Genomic DNA, 20,277 nt, shown 5'->3' on the forward strand with positions numbered 1-20,277 from the left:
ACGATGAATGCCCCATCCCCTTGCCGGTAGACAGGAGACATTCACATGCTGGGCCAGATGCAGAGCCAACCGCTGCTCATTTCCAACCTCATCGTGCACGCCGAACGGCACCACGGCGCCACCGAGATCGTCTCGCGCCGTGTCGAGGGTGACATCCACCGCACCACCTGGCGCGAGGTGTCGCGGCGCTCGCGCCAGGTGGCCAATGCCATCGACGCGCAGGGCCTGGCCTTCGGCGACCGCGTGGCCACGCTGGCCTGGAACGGCTACCGCCATCTGGAACTGTATTTCGGCGTCAGCGGCACCGGCCGCGTGCTGCACACGCTCAACCCGCGCCTGCACCCCGAGCAACTGGTGTGGATCGTCAACCACGCCGAGGACAAGGTCCTGTGTTTCGACATGACCTTCCTGCCGCTGGTGAAGGCGGTGTGGAGCAAGTGCCCCATGGTGAAGCACTGGATCGCCCTGTGCGACGCCGATGCCCTGCCGGCCGACAGCGGCATCCCGGGCCTGCAGAGCTACGAGGCCTGGATCGGCGCGCAGAAGGACGCCTACGCCTGGCCCGAGTTCGACGAGAACAGCGCGTCGAGCATGTGCTACACGAGCGGCACCACCGGCAACCCCAAGGCCGCGCTGTACTCGCACCGCTCCACCACGCTGCACGCCTATGGCGCGGCCATGCCCGACGCCATGAGCTGTTCGGCGCGCGACAGCATCCTGCCCGTCGTCCCCATGTTCCACGTCAACGCCTGGGGCCTGCCGTATTCCGCGGCGGCCGTGGGCTGCAAGCTGGTGTTCCCCGGCCCGGCGCTGGATGGCAAGTCGGTCTACGAACTCATCGAGGCCGAGCGCGTGACCATGGCCGCCGGGGTGCCCACGGTCTGGCAGATGCTGCTGGGCCACCTGCAGCAGAACGGCCTGAAGTTCAGCACCCTCAAGCGCACGGTGATCGGCGGCTCGGCCTGCCCGCCGGCCATGATCACCGCGTTCAACGACCAGTACGGCGTGGACGTGCTGCACGCCTGGGGCATGACCGAGATGTCGCCACTGGGCACGGTGTGCACGCTCAAGAACGCGCAACTGGAACTGCCCGCCGACGAGCAGCTCAAGGTGCGCCTCAAGCAGGGCCGCGCCATCTTCGGCGTGGACATGAAGATCGTGAACGAGGCCGGCGAGGAGCTGCCCTGGGACGGCAAGGCCTACGGAGACCTGCTGGTGCGCGGGCCCTGGATCATCGCCAGCTACTTCAAGGGCGAAGGTGGCGACCCGCTGCGCTACGACGCCCAAGGCCACGGCTGGTTCCCCACCGGCGACGTGGCCACCATCGACGCCGACGGCTTCATGCAGATCACCGACCGCAGCAAGGACGTGATCAAGTCCGGCGGCGAATGGATCAGCTCGATCGACGTGGAGAACATCGCCATGGCGCACCCGGCCGTGGCCATGGCCGCCTGCATCGGCATGAAGCACCCCAAGTGGGACGAGCGGCCCATCGTGGTGGTGGTGAAGAAGCCGGGCGCCGAACTCACGCGCGAGGAACTGCTGAAGTTCTACGAGGGCAAGACCGCCAAGTGGCAGATCCCGGACGACGTGGTCTTCGTCGAGGCCATTCCGCTGGGCGCCACCGGCAAGATGCAGAAGATGGTGCTGCGCCAGCAGCTCAAGGACTACGCGCTGCCCGGCCTGTGACGGACGGTCGATGACAGGCGCGTGGCCGCACCATGACGGCGCAGGGTGTCGCCCAGGGGATAGGAGCCCGGGCAATCCCTGAAACGCCCCGGTGCCGATGCGCCTTACCCTGCGCGGGTTTGTGGTTCAACGGATTCATCAAGGAGACAAAGGCATGAAACTGACCGTGAAGATCCTCGCAGGCGCCGCCATGCTGGCCGCCGCGGGCGCGTCCTTTGCCCAGGCGGGCGAGACCGTGAAGATGGTGCGCATCGATCCCCTGACGGGCCTACTGGGCCCTGTGGGGGTGAGCCAGTTCAAGGGCTACCAGTTCTTCGCCGAGAAGTTCAGCGGCAAGGGCAACCCGGCCGGCGTGAAGTTCGAGATCACCGCCATCGACAACAAGCTCAGCCCCGCCGAAAGCCTGAACGCGCTGAAGGCCGCCATCGACCAGGGTGCGCGCTACATCATCCAGGGCAACGGCTCGTCGGTGGCGCTGGCGCTGGCCGATGCGGTGGAAAAGCACAACGCGCGCAACCCCGGCAAGGAGGTCATGTACCTCAACGACTCGGCGGTGGACCCGGACCTCACGAACAGCAAGTGCAGCTACTGGCACTTCCGCTTCGACGCCGACACGTCGATGAAGATGGAGGCCATGTCCAGCTTCATCGCCACGCAGCCGGACATCAAGAAGATCTACCTGCTCAACCAGAACTACTCGCACGGCCACCAGGTCGTGAAGTACGCCAAGGAAACCATCGGCCGCAAGCGCCCCGACATCCAGTTCGTGGGCGAGGACCTGCACCCGCTGGCCCAGACGCGCGACTTCGCGCCCTACATCGCCAAGATCAAGGCCGCGGGCGCGGACACCGTGATCACCGGCAACTGGGGCTCCGATCTGTCGCTGCTGATCAAGGCCGCCAACGAGAACGGCTACAACGGCAAGTTCTTCACCTACTACGCCGGCGTCACCGGCACCCCCACCGCGCTCGGCACCAACGGCGCCGGCCGCGTCTACCAGATCGCCTACAACCACTACAACATGGGCGGGCAGATGGAGAAGTGGATGAAGGAGTTCAACCAGAAGTACAACGACGACTTCTACACCGGCTCCACCATCCGCATCTACGAGATGCTCGGCGCGGCCATGGCCAAGGCCAAGTCCACCGACCCGGTGAAGGTGGCGGCCGCCATGGAAGGCCTGAGCGTCAAGAGCTTCAACGGCGAAGTGCAGATGCGCAAGAACGACCACCAGCTGCAGCAGCCGCTGTACATGTCGGTCTGGCAGAAGGCCGACGGCAAGTACCCCTACAGCCCCGAGAAGACCGGCATGACGCTGGCGCCGGTGGCGGAGTACCCGAACTATGTGTCGAGTACCCCGACCAGCTGCCAGATGAAGCGCCCGTCCTGAGCGAGCAGAGCTCCCCCGAGGAGCCCGAGGCGGGGTGCCGTTTCGGGCTCTTTCAATTTCAACGATGAAGGTCTGAGGGAATGGAGTTTTTCATCATCTCGATGCTGAACGGGCTGAGCTACGGGCTGCTGCTGTTCATGCTCAGCTCGGGGCTCACGCTGATTTTCAGCATGATGGGCGTGCTCAACTTCGCGCACGCCAGCTTCTACATGCTGGGCGCCTACGTGGGCTACACGGTGGCGCAGTTCGTGGGCTTCTGGCCGGCGCTGCTCATCGCGCCCATCGTGGTCGGACTCATGGGCGCGGCCTTCGAGCGCCAGTGCCTGCGCAAGGTGCACAAGTACGGCCACGTGCCCGAGCTGCTGGTCACCTTCGGCCTGTCGTACGTCATCGTCGAGCTGGTGCAGCTCATCTGGGGCCGCATCGCGGTGGAGTTCCGCCCGCCCGAGCAGTTGCAAGGCCCGGTGTTCACCCTGATCAACCATTCCATCGACGGCCTGCGCCTGGTCTGGGGCACGGCCGCGCCCGAGCTGTGCAGCGCCGCCAACGCGGCGGTGCGCGTGGTCTGCTCGCCGTTCCCCGCCACGCGCGGCTTCATGATGATGGTGGCCGTGGTGATGCTGCTGTCGGTCTGGCTGCTGCTCACGCGCACGCGCATCGGGCTGGTGATCCAGGCCGCGCTCACGCACCCGCAGGCGGTGGAGTCGCTGGGCCACAACGTGCCGCGCGTCTTCATGCTGGTGTTTGGCGCCGGCTCGGCGCTGGCGGGCCTGGCCGGTGTGATCGGCGGCAGCACCTTCCTCACCGAGCCTGCCATGGCCGCCACCGTGGGCTCGGTCATCTTCGTGGTGGTGGTGGTGGGCGGCATGGGCTCGCTCTCGGGCGCCTTCGTGGCCTCGCTGCTCATCGGCGTGATCCAGACCTTCGCCGTGGCCTTCGAGTACTCGCTGCTCACGCTGTTCGAGCAGATCGGCGTGCCGCTGTCCGACAGCCTGCGCAACAACTCCTACATCCGGCTCACGCTGTCGCAGGTGGCGCCCATCCTGCCCTACCTGTTCCTCGTGCTGATCCTGATCTTCCGGCCCCGTGGCCTGCTGGGCAAACGGGAAAGCTGATATGAATACGACACCCCCGCCGCGCTTTGCGCGACCCCCTCAAGGGGGCGACACCAGCGGCCCGGCAACGCCGGTTTCGCGGCGTCCCCTGGCTCGGGCACTTCCCCCGTCACGCATCGCGCTCTGGGGCGGCTTCGCGCTGCTGCTCGCCATCGCGCCGCTCATCTGGGGCAGCGGCCTGGGCCTGACCGTGCTGTCGCAGATGGGCATCGCCATCATCGCCTGCCTGTCCTACAACATGCTGCTGGGGCAGGGCGGCATGCTCAGCTTCGGGCACGCGGTGTACACGGGCCTGGGCTCCTTCATGGCCATCCACGCGCTCAACCAGGTCACCGAAGGCGCGATGCAGATGCCCGTGTCGCTGATCCCCATCGTGGGCGGCCTGGCGGGCCTGTTCTTCGCGGTGCTGTTCGGCTACGTCACCACGCGCAAGTCGGGCACGACGTTCGCCATGATCACCCTGGGCCTGGGCGAACTGGTGTTCGCGCTGTCGCTGATGATCCCCGAGTTCTTCGGCGGCGAGGGCGGTGTCTCGGGCGATCGCATGGCCGGTGAGCCCTTCATGGGCATCACCTTCGGGCCGCAGCGGCAGGTGTACTACCTCATCGCGGTCTACACCTTCGTGTGCGTGGCGCTCATGTACGCCTTCACGCGCACGCCGCTGGGCCGCATGCTCAACGCCGTGCGCGACAACCCCGAGCGAGTGGAGTTCGTGGGCTACGACACGCAGAAGGTGCGCTACCTGGCCTTCATCATCGCGGGCTTCTTCGCCGGCATCTCGGGCGGCCTGGCCGCGCTCAACTTCGAGATCGTCACGGCCGAGGTGGTGGGCGCGGCGCGCTCGGGCGCCTACCTGCTGTTCACCTTCCTGGGTGGCGCCACCTTCTTCTTCGGCCCCATCATCGGCGGCGTGCTGATGGTGCTGGCGCTGATTCTGCTGTCCGAGCTCACCAAGGCCTGGCTGCTGTACCTGGGCCTCATCTTCCTGTTCATGGTGATGTATGCGCCGGGCGGCATCGCCGCGCTGATCATGATGAACGTGCGCGTGGCCGCGTATGGCCGCCTGCGCGAGCTGACCGGCAGCTACCTGGCCCTGTTCGCCGCCACCGTGGTCATGCTGGTGGGTGCGGCGGCCATCATCGAGATGGTCTACCACCTGCAGCTCAGCACCACACTGGGCGACGAGCTCAACTTCCTGGGCCTGACGCTGCACGCGCGCGGCTGGGCGAGCTGGATCGGCGCCGTGCTGGTGGCGGGGGTGGGCTTCGCCCTGTTCGAGCTCACGCGCAAGCGCTTCGCACGCCGCTGGGGCGCGATCCAGGAAGACATCGAGAACCAGATCAAGCAGAAGGAGGCGCCGTGAGCGGACCCACACCGGCGTTGGAGCTGAAAGACCTGCGCAAGAGCTTCGGCAAGACCGAGATCATCCGCGGCGTGAACCTGGCCGTGCGGCCCGGCGAGCGCGTGGGCATCATCGGCCCGAACGGCGCGGGCAAGTCCACGCTGTTCAACCTCATCAGCGGGCGCTTTGCCCCCACCAGCGGCCAGGTGCTGCTCAACGGCCAGCGCATCGACGGCAAGCGGCCCTTCGAGATCAACCGCGCGGGCCTGTCGCGCAGCTTCCAGATCACCAACATCTTCCCCAAGCTCAGCGTGTTCGAGAACCTGCGCTGCGGTGTGCTGTGGAGCCTGGGCTACCGCTACACCTTCCTGAAGTTCCTGGCCGACCTGACCGACGCCAACGAGCGCGCGGAGCAGCTGCTGCACATGATCCAGCTCGACCGCAAGCGCGACGTGCTGGCCATGAACCTCACCTACGCCGAGCAGCGCGCCCTGGAGATCGGCATCACCATCGCCGGCGGCGCCAGCGTGATCCTGCTCGACGAGCCCACGGCCGGCATGAGCAAGAGCGAGACCAGCCGCTTCATCGCCCTCATCAAGGACGTGACCGAGGGCAAGACCCTGCTGACCGTGGAGCACGACATGGGCGTGGTCTTCGGCCTGGCCGACCGCATCGCCGTGGTGGTGTATGGCGAGGTGCTGGCCTTCGACACGCCCGACGCGGTGCGCGCGAACGCGCGCGTGCAGGAGGCCTACCTGGGCTCGCACGTGGCCGAAGCGCAGGGAGCGGGGCAATGAGCCCCCACGTTTGCGGCTTTGCCGCTGCACTGCCCCCCGAGGGGGCGCGGCCCTCCTTGGGGCGGCCCTACGGAGGTCCGAGATGCTGAAGATCGAGAACCTGCACGCCTACTACGGCAAGAGCCATGTGCTGCATGGCGTGGACTTCGAGGTGCGCGCGGGCGAGATCGTCGCGCTGCTGGGACGCAACGGATCGGGCCGCTCCACGACGGCCAAGGCCGTGATGGGCCTGGTGGACTGCGAGGGCAGCGTGTCGTGGAAGGGCCAGGAGATCGTGGGCCGCAAGGCCTACGAGGTGGCCCACCTGGGCCTGGGCTACGTGCCCGAGAACCGCGACATCTTCCCCACGCTCACCGTGCACCAGAACCTCATGCTCGGCCAGAAGGGTGCCGGCAAGGGCTCGCGCTGGGGCTTCGACGACATGTACACCATGTTCCCGCGCCTGAAGGAGCGCCAGCACACGGAGGCCGGCGTGCTCTCGGGTGGCGAGCAGCAGATGCTGACCCTGTGCCGCACGCTCATGGGCGACCCGGACCTGATCATCATCGACGAGCCCACCGAAGGCCTGGCGCCCAAGATCGTGGAGCTGGTGGCCGAGTACCTGCAGGCGCTCAAGGCGCGCGGCATCTCGGTGCTGCTGATCGAGCAGAAGCTCACCATCGCCATGCGCATCTCCGACCGCGCACTGGTGATGGGGCACGGCAGCATCGTCTTCGATGGCACGCCGGAGCAGTTGAAGGCCGATCCAGCGGTGCGCAAGGAGTGGCTGGAGGTGTAGCGGGCCCGGGGAAGGCTGGCAGCGACATTCACCAGCCAAAGTGCTTGCACACCGCATGGGCCAGCGCTCGCGTTTCTTCTTTGCCGCGCTGGCCGTTGGCGAGATTGACCCAGTAGTCCTGGATAGCGGGTGCATGGCATTGCAGTTGCGGCGACAGCGTGGGGGGCAGGTTGTCGATGAAGCTCTTGCGGTGGTGGTGCGCAATGGGCAAGCGCCTCATGGCCAGGAAAAGACTCATGACGAACCTGTGCGCCCGCGTATCGGGCTCGCAGCACTCGAGCAGAGACAGGAGGGTCTGTGCCAGCTTGCTTGCCGTCTCGTTTTCGTTCAGCAGCAGGGTGACCCGTTCACTCAGGGGCTTGGGTTCCTTCAGAAGCTTCACGGCGGCATTCGTGCGGCCTGTCGACAGGACCTGGGCGTCACAGGCCTGCTCCAGTTGCTCTAGGAGCTGGGCATCGGTCTCGTTGCCGGAGTCGGCGGCGGGCTGGACAAGGAGGGCAGGGGGCGGGTCTGGCGCCTCTGGTGGTGCCTGCATGAAAGGGTCGTAGTGCTTTCCCCGGAACTCTTCGACCATTGATGCTGGCAGCCAGCCCCAGACGCCAAGGCACCGGTTGAGCGGCTCCCCTGGAAACTGGGGCGGCGCCTGAAGGCGTGACCGGTGCCCCGGGATCGCCTTCACGGTGCATCGGCTGGTGTTGAGCGGGGTCGTTGGATGCTGGGCCGCAGGTGGCTGGTCCTGTTCTTCGTCGCTGCAGAGGCAATCGTGCGTGCGCTTGTGGCCTGTCACCTTGTTCATGCCGGGCTCCCTCCGTGGTTCACCTGGTTCAATGCTTTGCGCCATTCGCGATGCCGCTCCAGGTGTTCGTCCAACCGCTGCCCCAGCGTGGTGGTGTCGAGCGCCGCGCGCGGCCAGACCTCAGCCAGGAACAGTTCGCGGGTCGCCGGTTCGATCTGCAGCACGGCCAACGCGCGCGCGTCGTTGGGTAGCGGCACGGCGTGCGACCAGACCTGTGTGCGCCCCGCCAGCCACGGCGTGTCAGGCACCCGCCCGGGCACGCTGTACAGCGCCACCCGCTCGTGCCAATGCACGTCGTGCAGGTGGACCAGCACATCGTCGTCGAGGAGCAGGCGGCGAAGCTCGCCGGTGTGGGGGTCGTGCGCCAGCGGCTCGGGTGCCGGGCCAAGCAATGCATCAAGTACGGACATGAAGGACGCGAGATGAACAGGGAGGGCGCCCCGGCGACGCCCGGGGCGCTTTCTGTCGCGCGGCGACCCCCGCGCAGTCCTCACGAAACCGTAACCTTGCGGTGAGGCGCGTCAGGCCTCGCCGGGGCGCGCGTCCGCGGCTTGCAGCGCCCGCACGCCGCAGTGCTGCCACAGCGCCCGCTCGGTCGCTTCCAGCAGGTCGCGCAGCTCCCGCGTCCAGTCCGTGCCGGCGGGGCGTTGGCCTTGCAGCCAGCCCGCGTAGCGTTGGCGCGCGCGGGCGTGCAGGGTCTGCGCGCCCACCTCGCCGGCCAGGCCCACCAAGGCGTGCAAGGCCGCGGACACGGCTTCGCGGTCGTCCCCGGTGGCGGCCTGTTCCAGGGCTTGCACGTGGCGGCGCAGGTCCAGCAGCGCGCGCGGCAGCAGGTCTTCCAGCAGGCCCAGGCGGCGGAAGTTCTCGATGCGCCCCGTGTTGAGCAGCTCGGCCGGTGGTGCCGAGGGCGGCGCCGCCGGCGCCGGGCTGCGGCCTTCCAGCGCGGCGCCCAGCGCGCGCTGCAACGCCGCCGGGTCGATGGGTTTGCCCAGCACGCCTTGCATGCCGGCCTCGCGCGCGCGTGTCTGCACGGCGGGAGAGTCGTTGGCCGTGAGCGCGAGCACGGGCACGCGGCCGGCGTCGCCGGGCAGGGCGCGCAGCCGCCGGGTGGCGGCGATGCCGTCGAGCCCCGGCATGTTGATGTCCATGAGGATGGCATCGGGCAGGGTGCCGGCCTGCAGGATGTCCAGCGCCTGCTGGCCGTGTTCGGCCTCCAGCACGGTCAGGCCCAGCTCACCCACCAGGGCGCGCGCGATGGTGCGGTTGAGCGGCTGGTCGTCGACGATGAGCACGCTGCGCCCGGCCAGGGCCACGCTGGCCGGCGCCACGCTGGTGACCGGCGCGCCGGCGGGCGCCAGCGGAAAGCGCAGCGTGAACTCGGTGAAGCGGCCCCATTCCGAGCGGCACTCGATGTCGCCACCCAGGCCGCGCATCACGCGGCGGCAGAAGGACAGGCCCAGGCCCGTGCCCTCGGCCTTGCCGGTGGTCTGGAATTCCTCGAACAGGTGGGGCACGAACTCGGGCACGATGCCAGGACCCGTGTCGCGCACCACGACGCTGGGCTCGGGGTGTGTGGTGACGGTGAGCCGCACCGTCATGTCGGGGTGCAGGGGCGCGTAGTACAGCGCGTTCTTCAGCAGGTTGAAGAAGACCAGCTCGACCGCCGTGGGGTCTGCGCGGAAGCGGAAATCCTGCTCCACCGCCACCTGCACGCGCTCGCGGTGCTCGGCGGCGTCGTAAGCGAAATGGTCCACGGCCCGGCGCACGGTCTCGGCGGCCGAGAGGGTGTGCAGGCGGCCCTGGTCAGGGGCGTCCGGCTGCAGTTGTTTGAGCGTGATCTCGATCGCCTGCAGGCCGCGGGCGATGGCCTCATGGCCCTGCTGGACGTTGGCCCGCAACTGCTGCACCTGGGTTGGCGCAAGAGAGAGCGACGGGTCCGCGCCACGGCTGCCGATGGCGTTGGCGATGTTGTCGAGCGCGTGGCGCACCTGCGCCAGCGGCGTGCGCATCTCGTGCGCGACGGAGCCCGCCAGGCCGATGTAGACGCGGCGCATGCGCTCGAGCTCGACGCGCTTCTGACCCTGGTGCGACAAGGCGCCGCCGGCCACCAGCAGGGCCGAGCCCCCGGCGGCGAACACGAAGTCGCGCGGCACGACGGGGTTGGATTCGAAGAGGAAGTACAGGCCCAGCGCGAGCGCATAGCCCAGCAGCAGGATCACCACGCTGTTGCGCCAATCGGCCAGCAGCACGATGAGCACCGTGCACATCACCATGTTCACCACGAAAGGCGTGCCGCCCCGGTTGAGCAGCATGGTGTACGACATCAGGAAGGACAGGGAGTAGAAGACCACCCACCACGAGTACGCGATGTAGTAGGGCTTCAAGCGCTCGGGCCACCAGCGGCGCAGGGCCAGGCCCAGGCACAGCACGATGGCGGGCAGGCGCCACCAGAGGTCGTCGTAGCCGCCGTCACCCGCGGCGCGGCGCAGCGCGTACAGCACCGGGAAGGCGATGACGCCCACCACGCCGATCCATTGCAGCAGCGGCCGGTCCAGCTCGTGGTGAGCCCGGTAGCGATCGAAAAGGCTCCCCCCGCGTTTGCTCATGCGTCTCCTCGCCTGGTGATGTCACGCCCCTTGACCGCCCAGGGGCGGGCGCGGCCAGTTTCACCCGGTCTGGCCGCCGGTGCGCGAATCACTGTAGCAGCAGCGCTTCGCTGTGGTGGGTTTCCAGCGGCGCCGGTGCCGTGACGGGCTCGTCGATATGGAAAGCACGCATGGACGCCTCCACCGAGGCGTGCACAAGGGCGCAGTCCAGGCCGGCCTGGCTGCGCAGGGCGTGGATCTGGAAGCCGAAGCGGCGGTACAGGCGCGTCATGCGCATGACGCAGGAGCCGTGCATGTGCTGCACGTGCTCGCGGCGCATCAGCTCCATCAGGGACAGGCGCAGCAGCGGCGTCAGCAGGTCGGCGCGGCGGTGCTCGGGCGCCATCACCAGGCGGCCCACTTCCCAGCTGTCGCGGCCCAGGATGGCCGGATCGCTGACCAGGTCGGACCAGAAGCGTTCGGTCAGCGTCAGGCCATGGCCCGACGGGATGAAGCGGATGGTGGCGATGGCTTCGTGGCCGCGCATGAGGGCCATGACGACGCCCGCGTCGTCCTTGTTGTCCTCCAGGGCGGCCAGGCCGGGGTCCAGCAGGTACTCCGACTTGAAGTCGGCCAGGTCGCGCAGGTGGGCAATGCGCATGCGGTCGGCGCGCGTGGGCAGCACGAGCGCGCTCAGCGGCTCGGGCACCTGCCAGGGGGTGGCGCCGGGCGCGGACCACGGGACGATGGGCTGCCCGATGGCGCGGGTGCCGGTGGAGGGTGGGGCGACGGCGGCGAGGGTCTTGATCAGGTCCATGGGGATTCTCCAAACGAAAAGCGATGGGCGGTGGCGGCAAGGTGTGCCAAAGTTGGCACTTGGACATTGTCAATTGCGCTTGTCTCACGCACGAGTCGTGAAAGCCTGGTGTCGCGTGCGGCAGACGCAGTCCCGACGCCTGTGCGCTGCTGCGGCTTTTGGAGCGGTTGCGGGCCGGCGCGGGGGCGATTAGCACGGCCGTATTCCTTTTCGTTCCGCGCGAGACCACACGTAGCGATAACGTCCGCCCGCGCGTTTTGTCCCTCCCGCGACAAACGCGGTTGGCGCTCTGGAGGCGCCTTTCTAGAATGTCAAAATCGAACGACCGTTCTTTTCCCCAAACCGCCATCGAAGGAACCCACATGACGGCTGAGTACAAGGTCCATGGAGACATCGCGCTGATCACGCTGAACAACCCACCGGTCAACGGCCTGGGCCTGGCCACGCGCCAGGGCATCACGGCCGGGCTGGAGCAGGCGCAGGCCGACCCGGCCGTCAAGGCCGTCGTGCTCACGGGCGCGGGCAAGGCCTTCTCGGGTGGCGCGGACATCAAGGAGTTCGGCACGCCCAAGGCACTGGCCGAGCCCAACCTGCTGAGCGTGATCCTGGCGGTGGAGAACTGCAGCAAGCCCGTGGTGGCCGCCATCCACAGCGTGGCCATGGGCGGTGGGCTGGAGCTCTCGCTGGGCTGCCACTACCGCATCGCCGCGCCGGGCGCCAACATCGCGCTGCCCGAGGTGAAGCTGGGCCTGATCCCCGGTGCCGGCGGTACGCAGCGCCTGCCGCGCGTGCTGGGCGTGGAAGCCGCGCTCAACATGATCGTCAGCGGCGAGCCGGTCAAGAGCGAGATGCTCGCGCAACTGCCCGGCCAGAAGCTGTTCGACAAGATGGCCAGCAGCCCCGAGAAGCTGCTCGACGAAGCGATGGCCTTCGCCAAGGAAGTGGCCGCGAAGCACGCCGACGGCAGCCCGCTGCCGCTGGTGCGCAACCTGCCCTGCAAGCACAAGGACGGTGACGCCTACTTCCAGTTCGCGCGCAACATGGTCAAGGGCATGGCCAAGAACTTCCCCGCGCCGGCCAAGTGCGTGGACGCGGTGGAAGCCGCGACCAAGCAGAAGTTCGACCAGGGCATGCTCACCGAGCGCGAGATGTTCATCAACCTGATGTGGACGCCCGAGTGCCGCGCGCTGCGCCACCTGTTCATGGCCGAGCGCGCCGCGAGCAAGATCCCCGACGTGCCGGAGGACACGCCCCAGCGCAAGATCGAGAAGGTGGCCGTCATCGGCGCCGGCACCATGGGTGGAGGCATCTCCATGAACTTCCTCAACGCGGGCATTCCCGTCACCATCCTGGAGATGAAGCAGGAAGCCCTGGACCGTGGCGTGGGCGTGATGCGCGGCAACTACGAGGCCCAGGTGAAGAAGGGCAAGCTCAAGCAGGACAAGCTGGATGCGCGCATGGGCCTGCTCAAGACCACGGTGGACTACAACGACATCAAGGACGCCGACCTCGTGATCGAGGCCGTGTTCGAAGAGATCGGCGTCAAGGAAGCCGTGTTCAAGAAGCTCGACGAGGTGATGAAGCCGGGCGCGATCCTCGCGTCCAACACCTCGACGCTGGACGTCAACAAGATCGCGAACTTCACCAAGCGCCCGCAGGACGTGGTGGGCCTGCACTTCTTCAGCCCGGCCAACGTGATGAAGCTGCTGGAGGTGGTGCGCGGCGACAAGACGGCCAAGGACGTGATGGCCACCGTGATGGCCGTGGCCAAGAAGATCAAGAAGACCGCGGTGGTCTCGGGCGTGTGCGACGGCTTCATCGGCAACCGCATGATCGAGCAGTACGGCCGCCAGGGCGGCTTCCTGCTCGACGAGGGCTGCACACCGGCGCAGGTGGACCGCGCGATCGAGAAGTTCGGCTTCGCCATGGGCCCGTTCCGCATGGGCGACCTGGCCGGCAACGACATCGGCTGGGCGATCCGCAAGCGCCGCTACACCGAGAAGCCCGACATGAAGTACAGCAAGACCGCCGACCTGCTGTGCGAGAAGGGCCGCTTCGGCCAGAAGGTGGGCAAGGGCTGGTACGACTACGTGCCCGGCAAGCGCGACGCCATTCCCAACGCCGAGGTCGAGCAGATGATTGCCGACCACCGCAAGGCGCTGGGCATCACGCCGCGCAAGATCTCCGACGAGGAGATCGTGCAGCGCCTGGTGTTCTCGCTGGTGAACGAGGCCGCGCACATCCTGGAAGAAGGCATCGCCAACAAGGCCAGCGACATCGACGTGGTCTACATCTTCGGCTACGGCTTCCCGGTGCACCGCGGCGGCCCGCTGAAGTACGCGGACGAGGTGGGCCTGTTCAACGTGGCGCAGGCCATGAAGCGCTTCCAGAAGAACCCGCTCGACGACGCGAAGTTCTGGGAGCCTGCGCCCCTCATTCAGCGCCTGGTCGCTGAGGGCAAGAACTTCAACGGCTGATGGCCGCGATCGAATCAGGAGATATCACATGAGCAACGCCGTCATCGTTTCCACCGCCCGCACGCCGCTGACCAAGAGCTGGAAGGGCGCCTTCAACATGACCCATGGCGCCACCCTGGGTGGCCACGCCGTTCGCGCCGCGCTGGAGCGCGCGGGCGTGGAGGGCGCCGCCGTCGAGGACGTGATCATGGGCTGCGCCAACCCCGAAGGCGCCACCGGCGCCAACATCGCGCGCCAGATCGCCCTGATGGCCGATCTGCCCGTGAGCGTGGCGGGCATGACCGTCAACCGCTTCTGCTCCTCGGGCCTGCAGACCATCGCCATGGCCGCCCAGCGCGTGATCGCGGGCGAGGGCGACGTCTACGTGGCCGGTGGCGTGGAGAGCATCTCCTGCGTGCAGCAGGAGATGAACATGCACATGCTGCGCGACCTCGACCTCGACAAGAAAAAGCCCGAGATCTACTGGAGCATGCTGCAGACCGCCGAGCAGGTGGCCAAGCGCTACAACATCAGCCGCGACGTGATGGACGAGTACGGCGCCGCGAGCCAGCAGAAGGCCTGCGCCGCCCAGGCCGCCGGCAAGTTCAACGACGAGATCGCGCCCATCACCGTGACCGCGGGTGTGGCCGACAAGGTCATGGGCCTCATCACCAAGAAGGTGACCGTGAGCGCCGACGAGGGCCTGCGCGAGGGCACCACCAAGGAAGGCATCAGCGGCATCAAGCCGGCGCTGCCGGGCGGTGTCATCTCGGCTGGCAACGCCAGCCAGTTCAGCGACGGCGCGGGCGCCTGCGTGGTGGTGAGCGAGCAGTACGCCGCTTCGAAGAACCTCAAGCCCATCGGCCGCTTCCTCGGCTTCGCCGTGGCCGGTTGCGAACCCGACGAGATGGGCATCGGCCCGGTCTTCGCCGTGCCCAAGGTGCTCAAGAAGCTGGGCCTGAAGGTCAGCGACATCGACCTGTGGGAATTGAACGAGGCCTTCGCGGTGCAGGTGATCTACTGCCGCGACAAGCTGGGCATTCCGGCCGACCGCCTGAACGTCAACGGCGGCGCCATCGCGGTGGGCCACCCGTATGGCGTGTCGGGCCAGCGGCTCACGGGCCATGCGCTCATCGAAGGCAAGCGCCGCGGTGCCAAGCGCGTGTGCGTCACGATGTGCATCGGCGGCGGCATGGGCGCCGCTGGGGTGTTCGAGGTGCTCTGAGCACCCGCGAGCGATGACGGGCGGCCTGGCCGCCCGTTTTCTTTGAGGTTCGAGGAGCCGCCATGTCCCTTCGCCCCACCGTCGACTTCCTTCTGAATGACTGGCTCGGGGTCGAATCCCTGAACCAGCGCGAGCGCTTCGCCGACCACAGCCGCGAGACCTTCGACGCCGTGCTCGACACCTGCGAGCGCATCGCGCGCGAAAAGTACGCGCCCTTCAACCGCGTGGTGGACACGCAGGAGCCGCACTTCGACGGCGAGCGCGTGATCCTGCCGCAGGCCACGCACGAGGCGCAGAAGGCCTATGCCGAGAGCGGCATGCTCAGCGCCGCGCAGGACTACGCGATCGGCGGCATGCAGCTGCCCTACACGGTGGAGGCGGCGGCCAACGCCTTCTTCGCCATGGCCTCGGTCAGCATCGGCAGCGGCTTGCTCACCGTGGGCAACGCCAACCTGCTGATGGCGCATGGCACCGAGGCGCAGAAGCGCGTGTTCGCGCTCAATGAGTTCTCGGGCCGCTGGTCCGGCACCATGTGCCTCTCCGAGCCGCAGGCCGGATCGAGCCTGAGCGACGTGGCCACGCGCGCCGTGCCCGACGGCGAGGACTACCTGAGCGACCCGCTGGGCCCGCGCTTCCGGCTCAAGGGCAACAAGATGTGGATCTCGGCCGGCGAGCACGAGCTGACCGAGAACATCATCCACCTGGTGCTGGCCAAGATCCCGGGGCCGGACGGAAAGCTGCCGCCGGGCGTCAAGGGCATCTCGCTGTTCATCGTGCCCAAGAAGCTCGTCGACGCCGACGCCAAGCTCACCGGCGAGCGCAACGACGTGGCCCTGGCCGGCCTGAACCACAAGTGCGGCTGGCGCGGCACCACCAACACGCTGCTCAACTTTGGCGAAGGCAAATTCCCCGCACGCGGCGGCGCCGGCGCCATCGGCTACCTCGTCGGCCAGCCCGGCGAGGGCCTGCGCTGCATGTTCCACATGATGAACGAGGCCCGCATCGGCGTGGGCATGGCCGCCACCATGCTGGGCATGGCGGGCTACCACGCCAGCCTGGACTACGCGAAGAACCGCCCGCAGGGCCGCCCCGTGGGGCCCGAGGGCAAGGACCCTTCAAGGCCGCAGAGCCGCATCATCGAACACGCCGACGTCAAGCGCATGCTGCTGGCCCAGAAGAGCTACTGCGAAGGCGCGCTGGCGCTGGAGCTGTACTGCGCGCGCCTGGTGGACGAGCAGCACACCGGCGCGCCCGAGGCCGCCGACGAGGCGCGGCTGCTGCTGGAGGTGCTCACGCCCATCGCCAAGAGCTGGCCCAGCGAGTGGTGCCTGGAAGCCAACAGCCTCGCCATCCAGGTGCACGGCGGCTACGGCTACACGCGCGACTTTCCGGTGGAGCAGTACTGGCGCGACAACCGCCTGAACATGATCCACGAGGGCACGCACGGCATCCAGGCCATGGACCTGCTGGGCCGCAAGGTGCTGATGGAGAACGGCCGCGGCCTGCAACTGCTGGCGCAGCGCATCAACGCCACCATCGAGCCCGCGATGCATGTGCCAGAGCTGGCGGTGCATGGCAACGCCCTGGGCCAGGCGCTGGCTCAGGTGGGCGCTGCCACCAAGGCCGCCTGGGCCAGCGGCGACCCGGCCGAGGCCCTGGCCAACGCCGTGCCTTACCTGCAGGCCTTCGGGCACACGGTGCTCGCCTGGATCTGGCTCGACGTGGCCCTGGCCGCGCACGCCGCGCCCGAGAGCGCCGCGCGCACCGGCCGCCTGGGCGCCATGCGCTTCTTCTTCCACTACGAGCTGCCGAAGATCGGCGCCTGGCTCGGCGTGGTGAGCCAGCGCGATGCGACCTGCGCGGCGCTGCCGGAAGAGGCGTTCTAGGCGGGCGCGCCGTCTCGGGGCGCGCTGGCCTTCAGCGGTAGGTGCACTCGAAGGACGCGGCGGCGTTCACGTCGCCCGCCCCACGGTAGCGGGGCCAGGCGGGGTACTCGCACAGCGGCCGCTGGCGCCCGGGCACGCCCACCGTGTCGGTGGTGATCTGTTCCCGCGGTGCCGCGCCCCTTTCCACCCAGTTCTCCAGGGCCGTCAAGGAGTCCCAGGTGGCGTTGAACACCGTGCTCACCGCGTGCCCATAGCCCGGCACCTCGTAGTAGCGCACGAAGTCGTTCACCCGCGGCGCCCCCATCTGCGCCTGCAGACGCTGGTAGTACTGCTCCGTGGCGCGGGCACTCACCAGAACGTCCGACACGCCGTGGGCGAGCAGCAGCTTGCCGCCCCGGGCGGCGAAGGCGCTGAGGTCCGTGCCGACGTCGAGCATGGTGCTCAGCGCGCTGAAGCGGGACGCCCATGGGCCGGGGTTCTCCGGGTCGAGCGCCAGCGAATCGAAGGCCGGGTTGCGTGTGACGCCGAGCTTGATCACCTGGTCGAGCTGTTTGGTGATGTAGGGAGCGCCCGCGGGCACGGGCATGGCCGGCTGCTCGGTGCCCAGGTTGAGGAAGGTCTCGACCGGGTGCACCGGCGACGAGCCGGCGGCACCACCCAGTGAGGCGCCCCAGACGTTGTAGCCCGGGTAGCCGCCGGAGCCGCTGGCCAGGAAGAAGTTGAACCGCGCCGCCGTGTTCATGGTGTTGAGCGCGGCGATCTGCGCGTCGGACAGGCAGGCGTCACCAGCCTCGGTGCCACCGGCGCAGCGCAAGGGGGCGCCAGCGACCTGCGCCACAGCCGGGTCGAAGACGGCGTTGCACTGTGTCTGGTGGCTCACCACGCCGTCGGCCACGCCGTCGAGCAGGTCGCAGGTGTCGAGCACCGCACGCCGCAGCAGCGCGCGCTTGGCGGGGTTGGGGTAGGCGCCGGGTTGCGCCAGGGCGCGGCTGACGCGGTGGCCGCCCAGCATGGCGGAGAGCTGGTTCCACGCCGGGTACCAGGCGATGATGCCGTCCCAGTCGCCCGGCCAGCGCTGCGCGAGCGAGAGTGCTTCCCGTCCGCCGGTGGAGCCGCCGGCGAAGTACGCCTTCTTCGGCGCGCCCCGGCCGTAGTGCTTGCCGATCAGGAACACCGCGGCGTCGCGCGTCTTCTTGAGCGCTTCGCCACCGAAGTTGCGCACCGCCTCCTCATTCAGCAGGAACTGGCCGTCCAGGGACCCGGTGGCGTTGGCCTGGTGGCCCGAATCGCTGGCGAACGTGGCATAGCCGCGCCCCAGTGGCGTGGGCCGGTCGGTCGGCCCCGCCGGCACGTTGCCCGCCACGTTGGGCACCGTGCCATTGAAGCCGCCACCGCCGAACATCATCGCCTTGCCGTTCCAGGCCACGGGCAGCACCACGCGGAAGGTGATGCGCGGGGCCTGCGGATCGATGGGGGCGATCGTGCCGGTCACACGGCAGTGCTCGGGTGTGGCGGACGCTGCCGACCCGGCGGCCGGCACGACCACCGCCTCGGTGACCTGCCCGCCGCCCGTGGGCAGGCCGATGGTGGACGCGGGGATGGTCAGCGCCTGCATCTGCGCGCACGGCAGCGGCCGGGCATGCAACGGGGCGACAGGCGCCAGCAAGACCACGCAACAGCTGGTCGCGAAGAACGTCTTTCTCATCACTTCTGTCTCCTTCGTTGGGGGCGGAAAAAGCCGGGCTCACAGGTCGTTCACGTACATGCGGTTCCAGGTGGGGCTGATGACGAGCTGGTTGATGCAGACACCGGGCGGCAGCTCGGCAATGAAGCGGATGGTGTGTCCCAGGTCGTCGGGCTGCAGCATGCGCGAGCGTTCCTGGGCCGTGGGCGGGGAGGGCCGCGTGTCCAGGATGGGCGTGGCCACCTCGGCGGGGCACAGGCTGCAGGCGCGGATGCCGTTCACGCCGTCTTCCATGTTGATGGTCTCCGTCATCGCGACCACGGCGTGCTTGCTGCCGTTGTAGGCGGGCCCGGTGAGCTTGGGGTGGTGCACGCCGGCCCACGACGACACGTTGATGACCAGGCCGCTGCGGCGCGCACGCATGGCGGGCAGCACGGCGTGCGTCGTGTAGAAGATGCTGTCCATGTTGGTCGCGATGACCTGGCGCCAGCCCTGGGCGGACTGGTCGTGCCAGAAACGCTCGGGTGTGTTGGTGCCGGCGCAGTTCACCAGCACGTCCAGGCGGCCGCCGTGGCGCTGCAGCAGTGCCGAGGCGGTGGCCGCCACGGCCGAGGCATCCGTCACGTCGAGCACCGCCACCTCGGCCACCGCGCCCGCGGCGCGGATGTCCGCGGCCGCGGCCTCGAGCAGACCAGCTCGTCGCCCGGACAGCACCACGGTGGCTCCAGCGCTCGCCAGCGCACGGGCCGCCGCCAGCCCGATGCCGGAGCCGGCCCCGGTGACCCACGCGACCTGTCCTTGCAGGCCAGCGCTCATTCGGCACCTTCCATGGCGCGCTCGCCCAGTTTCAGCTCATGCGCGTACTGCTCCCAGCCGGACCCCGGGACACGTTCTCCCTCGCGGCTGCGGACCTCGGCCAGTCGCTGGCACAACTGCTCGCCGGCGTGCGCCGTGTCCGCGATGTGGATGCCCTGCGTCATGGTGATGTGCGCGGCCTCGAAGCTGCCCGCGCCGGCCAGCAGGATGGTGCGGTTGGGCGCGTCTTCGCAGACCAGGGGGATGAGGGCGGGGCTGACCTGTTCCGGCGTGAGCCGTGCCAGCGCCTCGGGTGGCAGGATGCCGTGCGTCATGCCGGTGGCGGCGGACGGGGCCAGGCAGTTGACGCGGATGTTGCGCTTGTCGCCCTCCAGCGCCAGCGTCTGCATGAGGCCCACCAGCGCCATCTTGGCGGCACCGTAGTTGGACTGGCCGAAATTGCCGTACAGGCCCGAGGACGAGGTGGTCATCACGATCCGGCCGTACTGCTGCTCCTGCATCTGCGGCCACACCGCCTTGGTGGCGTTGACGGCGCCCATCACGTGCACCTCCAGCACCAGGCGGAAGTCCTCCAGCGCCATCTTGGCGAAGCTCTTGTCCCGCAGGATGCCCGCGTTGTTGATGAGGATGTCGATGCGGCCCCAGGAGGACATGGCCAGTTCGGCCATGTCCTGCATGTTGCCGGCCCGCGTGACGTCGCCCAGGTGCACCAGGGCCTCGCCGCCCTGGGCACGGATGTCGGCCACCACGGCCTGCGCACCGGCGCCGCCGTCGGGGCCGCCCAGGTCATTGACGATCACGCGGGCGCCGTGGCGCGCCAGTTCCAGGGCATGGGCGCGGCCCAGGCCCCCGCCGGCGCCGGTGACGATGGCAACCCGTTCTTGAAGCAGTTTTTTCATGG

The 20,277-nt window shown here is 68.4% G+C and carries 16 protein-coding genes; 9 read left to right on the forward strand and 7 right to left on the reverse strand.

The features are described from left to right. The first annotated feature begins 45 nt into the window (after window positions 1-45). The 6 genes from VLG41_RS17030 (at window position 46) to VLG41_RS17055 (ending at window position 7,111) form a co-directional block, all read left to right on the forward strand. Entirely contained in the window at window positions 46-1,689 is a 1,644-nt protein-coding gene (locus VLG41_RS17030; protein WP_325350582.1) for a 3-(methylthio)propionyl-CoA ligase, read from the forward strand. A 154-nt stretch (window positions 1,690-1,843) separates the two neighbouring features. Next, on the forward strand, window positions 1,844-3,079 hold the full coding sequence (locus VLG41_RS17035) for a branched-chain amino acid ABC transporter substrate-binding protein (RefSeq protein WP_325350583.1): 1,236 nt from the start codon (window positions 1,844-1,846) through the stop codon (window positions 3,077-3,079). A gap of 80 nt (window positions 3,080-3,159) precedes the next feature. Beyond that, window positions 3,160-4,194 carry a branched-chain amino acid ABC transporter permease gene (locus VLG41_RS17040; RefSeq protein WP_325350584.1) on the forward strand — a complete coding sequence of 345 codons (1,035 nt, stop codon included), beginning with the start codon at window positions 3,160-3,162 and terminating at the stop codon, window positions 4,192-4,194. A gap of 1 nt (window position 4,195) precedes the next feature. Continuing rightward, window positions 4,196-5,557: a branched-chain amino acid ABC transporter permease gene (locus VLG41_RS17045; protein ID WP_325350585.1), complete on the forward strand. Its 1,362-nt coding sequence runs from the start codon at window positions 4,196-4,198 to the stop codon at window positions 5,555-5,557. After that, window positions 5,554-6,333 carry an ABC transporter ATP-binding protein gene (locus VLG41_RS17050; protein WP_325350586.1) on the forward strand — a complete coding sequence of 260 codons (780 nt, stop codon included), beginning with the start codon at window positions 5,554-5,556 and terminating at the stop codon, window positions 6,331-6,333. The genes VLG41_RS17045 and VLG41_RS17050 overlap by 4 nt, the downstream gene beginning before the upstream one ends. Window positions 6,334-6,415: 82 nt before the next feature. After that, window positions 6,416-7,111, forward strand: a complete 696-nt coding sequence (locus VLG41_RS17055; RefSeq protein ID WP_325350587.1) for an ABC transporter ATP-binding protein — start codon at window positions 6,416-6,418, stop codon at window positions 7,109-7,111. Between the two features lie 28 nt (window positions 7,112-7,139). On the opposite strand, the gene VLG41_RS17060 is transcribed toward VLG41_RS17055, so the two are convergent. From VLG41_RS17060 to VLG41_RS17075, 4 genes are all read right to left on the reverse strand, one after another. Further along, entirely contained in the window at window positions 7,140-7,907 is a 768-nt protein-coding gene (locus tag VLG41_RS17060) for a hypothetical protein (RefSeq protein WP_325350588.1), read from the reverse strand. Further along, window positions 7,904-8,317 carry a hypothetical protein gene (locus tag VLG41_RS17065; RefSeq protein ID WP_325350589.1) on the reverse strand — a complete coding sequence of 138 codons (414 nt, stop codon included), beginning with the start codon at window positions 8,315-8,317 and terminating at the stop codon, window positions 7,904-7,906. The genes VLG41_RS17060 and VLG41_RS17065 overlap by 4 nt, the downstream gene beginning before the upstream one ends. 111 nt (window positions 8,318-8,428) lie before the next feature. Then, complete coding sequence (locus VLG41_RS17070; RefSeq protein WP_325350590.1) at window positions 8,429-10,513, reverse strand: response regulator; 2,085 nt, start codon at window positions 10,511-10,513, stop codon at window positions 8,429-8,431. 88 nt (window positions 10,514-10,601) lie between these two features. Then, window positions 10,602-11,309 (reverse strand): N-acyl amino acid synthase FeeM domain-containing protein, encoded by a 708-nt coding sequence (locus tag VLG41_RS17075; protein WP_325350591.1) that lies wholly within the window; start codon window positions 11,307-11,309, stop codon window positions 10,602-10,604. 362 nt (window positions 11,310-11,671) lie between these two features. Here VLG41_RS17075 and VLG41_RS17080 point away from each other — a divergent pair, with 362 nt between their 5' ends. The 3 genes from VLG41_RS17080 (at window position 11,672) to VLG41_RS17090 (ending at window position 16,876) form a co-directional block, all read left to right on the forward strand. After that, window positions 11,672-13,786: a 3-hydroxyacyl-CoA dehydrogenase NAD-binding domain-containing protein gene (locus VLG41_RS17080; RefSeq protein WP_325350592.1), complete on the forward strand. Its 2,115-nt coding sequence runs from the start codon at window positions 11,672-11,674 to the stop codon at window positions 13,784-13,786. A gap of 28 nt (window positions 13,787-13,814) precedes the next feature. Beyond that, window positions 13,815-14,990 (forward strand): acetyl-CoA C-acyltransferase, encoded by a 1,176-nt coding sequence (locus VLG41_RS17085; RefSeq protein ID WP_325350593.1) that lies wholly within the window; start codon window positions 13,815-13,817, stop codon window positions 14,988-14,990. Window positions 14,991-15,052: 62 nt separating this feature from the next. Next, window positions 15,053-16,876, forward strand: a complete 1,824-nt coding sequence (locus VLG41_RS17090; protein WP_325350594.1) for an acyl-CoA dehydrogenase — start codon at window positions 15,053-15,055, stop codon at window positions 16,874-16,876. A gap of 31 nt (window positions 16,877-16,907) precedes the next feature. On the opposite strand, the gene VLG41_RS17095 is transcribed toward VLG41_RS17090, so the two are convergent. From VLG41_RS17095 to VLG41_RS17105, 3 genes are read right to left on the reverse strand one after another with little or no spacing between them, the layout of a single operon-like run. Continuing rightward, on the reverse strand, window positions 16,908-18,581 hold the full coding sequence (locus tag VLG41_RS17095; RefSeq protein WP_325350595.1) for a tannase/feruloyl esterase family alpha/beta hydrolase: 1,674 nt from the start codon (window positions 18,579-18,581) through the stop codon (window positions 16,908-16,910). Window positions 18,582-18,620: 39 nt separating this feature from the next. Beyond that, entirely contained in the window at window positions 18,621-19,376 is a 756-nt protein-coding gene (locus VLG41_RS17100; protein ID WP_325350596.1) for an SDR family oxidoreductase, read from the reverse strand. Continuing rightward, on the reverse strand, window positions 19,373-20,275 hold the full coding sequence (locus VLG41_RS17105) for an SDR family NAD(P)-dependent oxidoreductase (RefSeq protein ID WP_325350597.1): 903 nt from the start codon (window positions 20,273-20,275) through the stop codon (window positions 19,373-19,375). The genes VLG41_RS17100 and VLG41_RS17105 overlap by 4 nt, the downstream gene beginning before the upstream one ends. Window positions 20,276-20,277: the final 2 nt, after the last annotated feature.

It is taken from the genome of Hydrogenophaga sp., from assembly GCF_035481345.1.
Lineage (GTDB): Bacteria > Pseudomonadota > Gammaproteobacteria > Burkholderiales > Burkholderiaceae_C > Hydrogenophaga.

What these genes read in the sequence shown, in the direction of transcription:
- VLG41_RS17095 (WP_325350595.1), bottom strand. Translation starts at nt 18,581, where the DNA reads ATGAGAAAGACGTTCTTCGCGACCAGCTGTTGCGTGGTCTTGCTGGCG.
- VLG41_RS17030 (WP_325350582.1), top strand. Translation starts at nt 46, where the DNA reads ATGCTGGGCCAGATGCAGAGCCAACCGCTGCTCATTTCCAACCTCATC.
- VLG41_RS17045 (WP_325350585.1), top strand. Translation starts at nt 4,196, where the DNA reads ATGAATACGACACCCCCGCCGCGCTTTGCGCGACCCCCTCAAGGGGGC.
- VLG41_RS17055 (WP_325350587.1), top strand. Translation starts at nt 6,416, where the DNA reads ATGCTGAAGATCGAGAACCTGCACGCCTACTACGGCAAGAGCCATGTG.
- VLG41_RS17085 (WP_325350593.1), top strand. Translation starts at nt 13,815, where the DNA reads ATGAGCAACGCCGTCATCGTTTCCACCGCCCGCACGCCGCTGACCAAG.
- VLG41_RS17065 (WP_325350589.1), bottom strand. Translation starts at nt 8,317, where the DNA reads ATGTCCGTACTTGATGCATTGCTTGGCCCGGCACCCGAGCCGCTGGCG.
- VLG41_RS17100 (WP_325350596.1), bottom strand. Translation starts at nt 19,376, where the DNA reads ATGAGCGCTGGCCTGCAAGGACAGGTCGCGTGGGTCACCGGGGCCGGC.
- VLG41_RS17060 (WP_325350588.1), bottom strand. Translation starts at nt 7,907, where the DNA reads ATGAACAAGGTGACAGGCCACAAGCGCACGCACGATTGCCTCTGCAGC.
- VLG41_RS17080 (WP_325350592.1), top strand. Translation starts at nt 11,672, where the DNA reads ATGACGGCTGAGTACAAGGTCCATGGAGACATCGCGCTGATCACGCTG.
- VLG41_RS17090 (WP_325350594.1), top strand. Translation starts at nt 15,053, where the DNA reads ATGTCCCTTCGCCCCACCGTCGACTTCCTTCTGAATGACTGGCTCGGG.
- VLG41_RS17075 (WP_325350591.1), bottom strand. Translation starts at nt 11,309, where the DNA reads ATGGACCTGATCAAGACCCTCGCCGCCGTCGCCCCACCCTCCACCGGC.
- VLG41_RS17105 (WP_325350597.1), bottom strand. Translation starts at nt 20,275, where the DNA reads ATGAAAAAACTGCTTCAAGAACGGGTTGCCATCGTCACCGGCGCCGGC.
- VLG41_RS17040 (WP_325350584.1), top strand. Translation starts at nt 3,160, where the DNA reads ATGGAGTTTTTCATCATCTCGATGCTGAACGGGCTGAGCTACGGGCTG.
- VLG41_RS17035 (WP_325350583.1), top strand. Translation starts at nt 1,844, where the DNA reads ATGAAACTGACCGTGAAGATCCTCGCAGGCGCCGCCATGCTGGCCGCC.
- VLG41_RS17070 (WP_325350590.1), bottom strand. Translation starts at nt 10,513, where the DNA reads ATGAGCAAACGCGGGGGGAGCCTTTTCGATCGCTACCGGGCTCACCAC.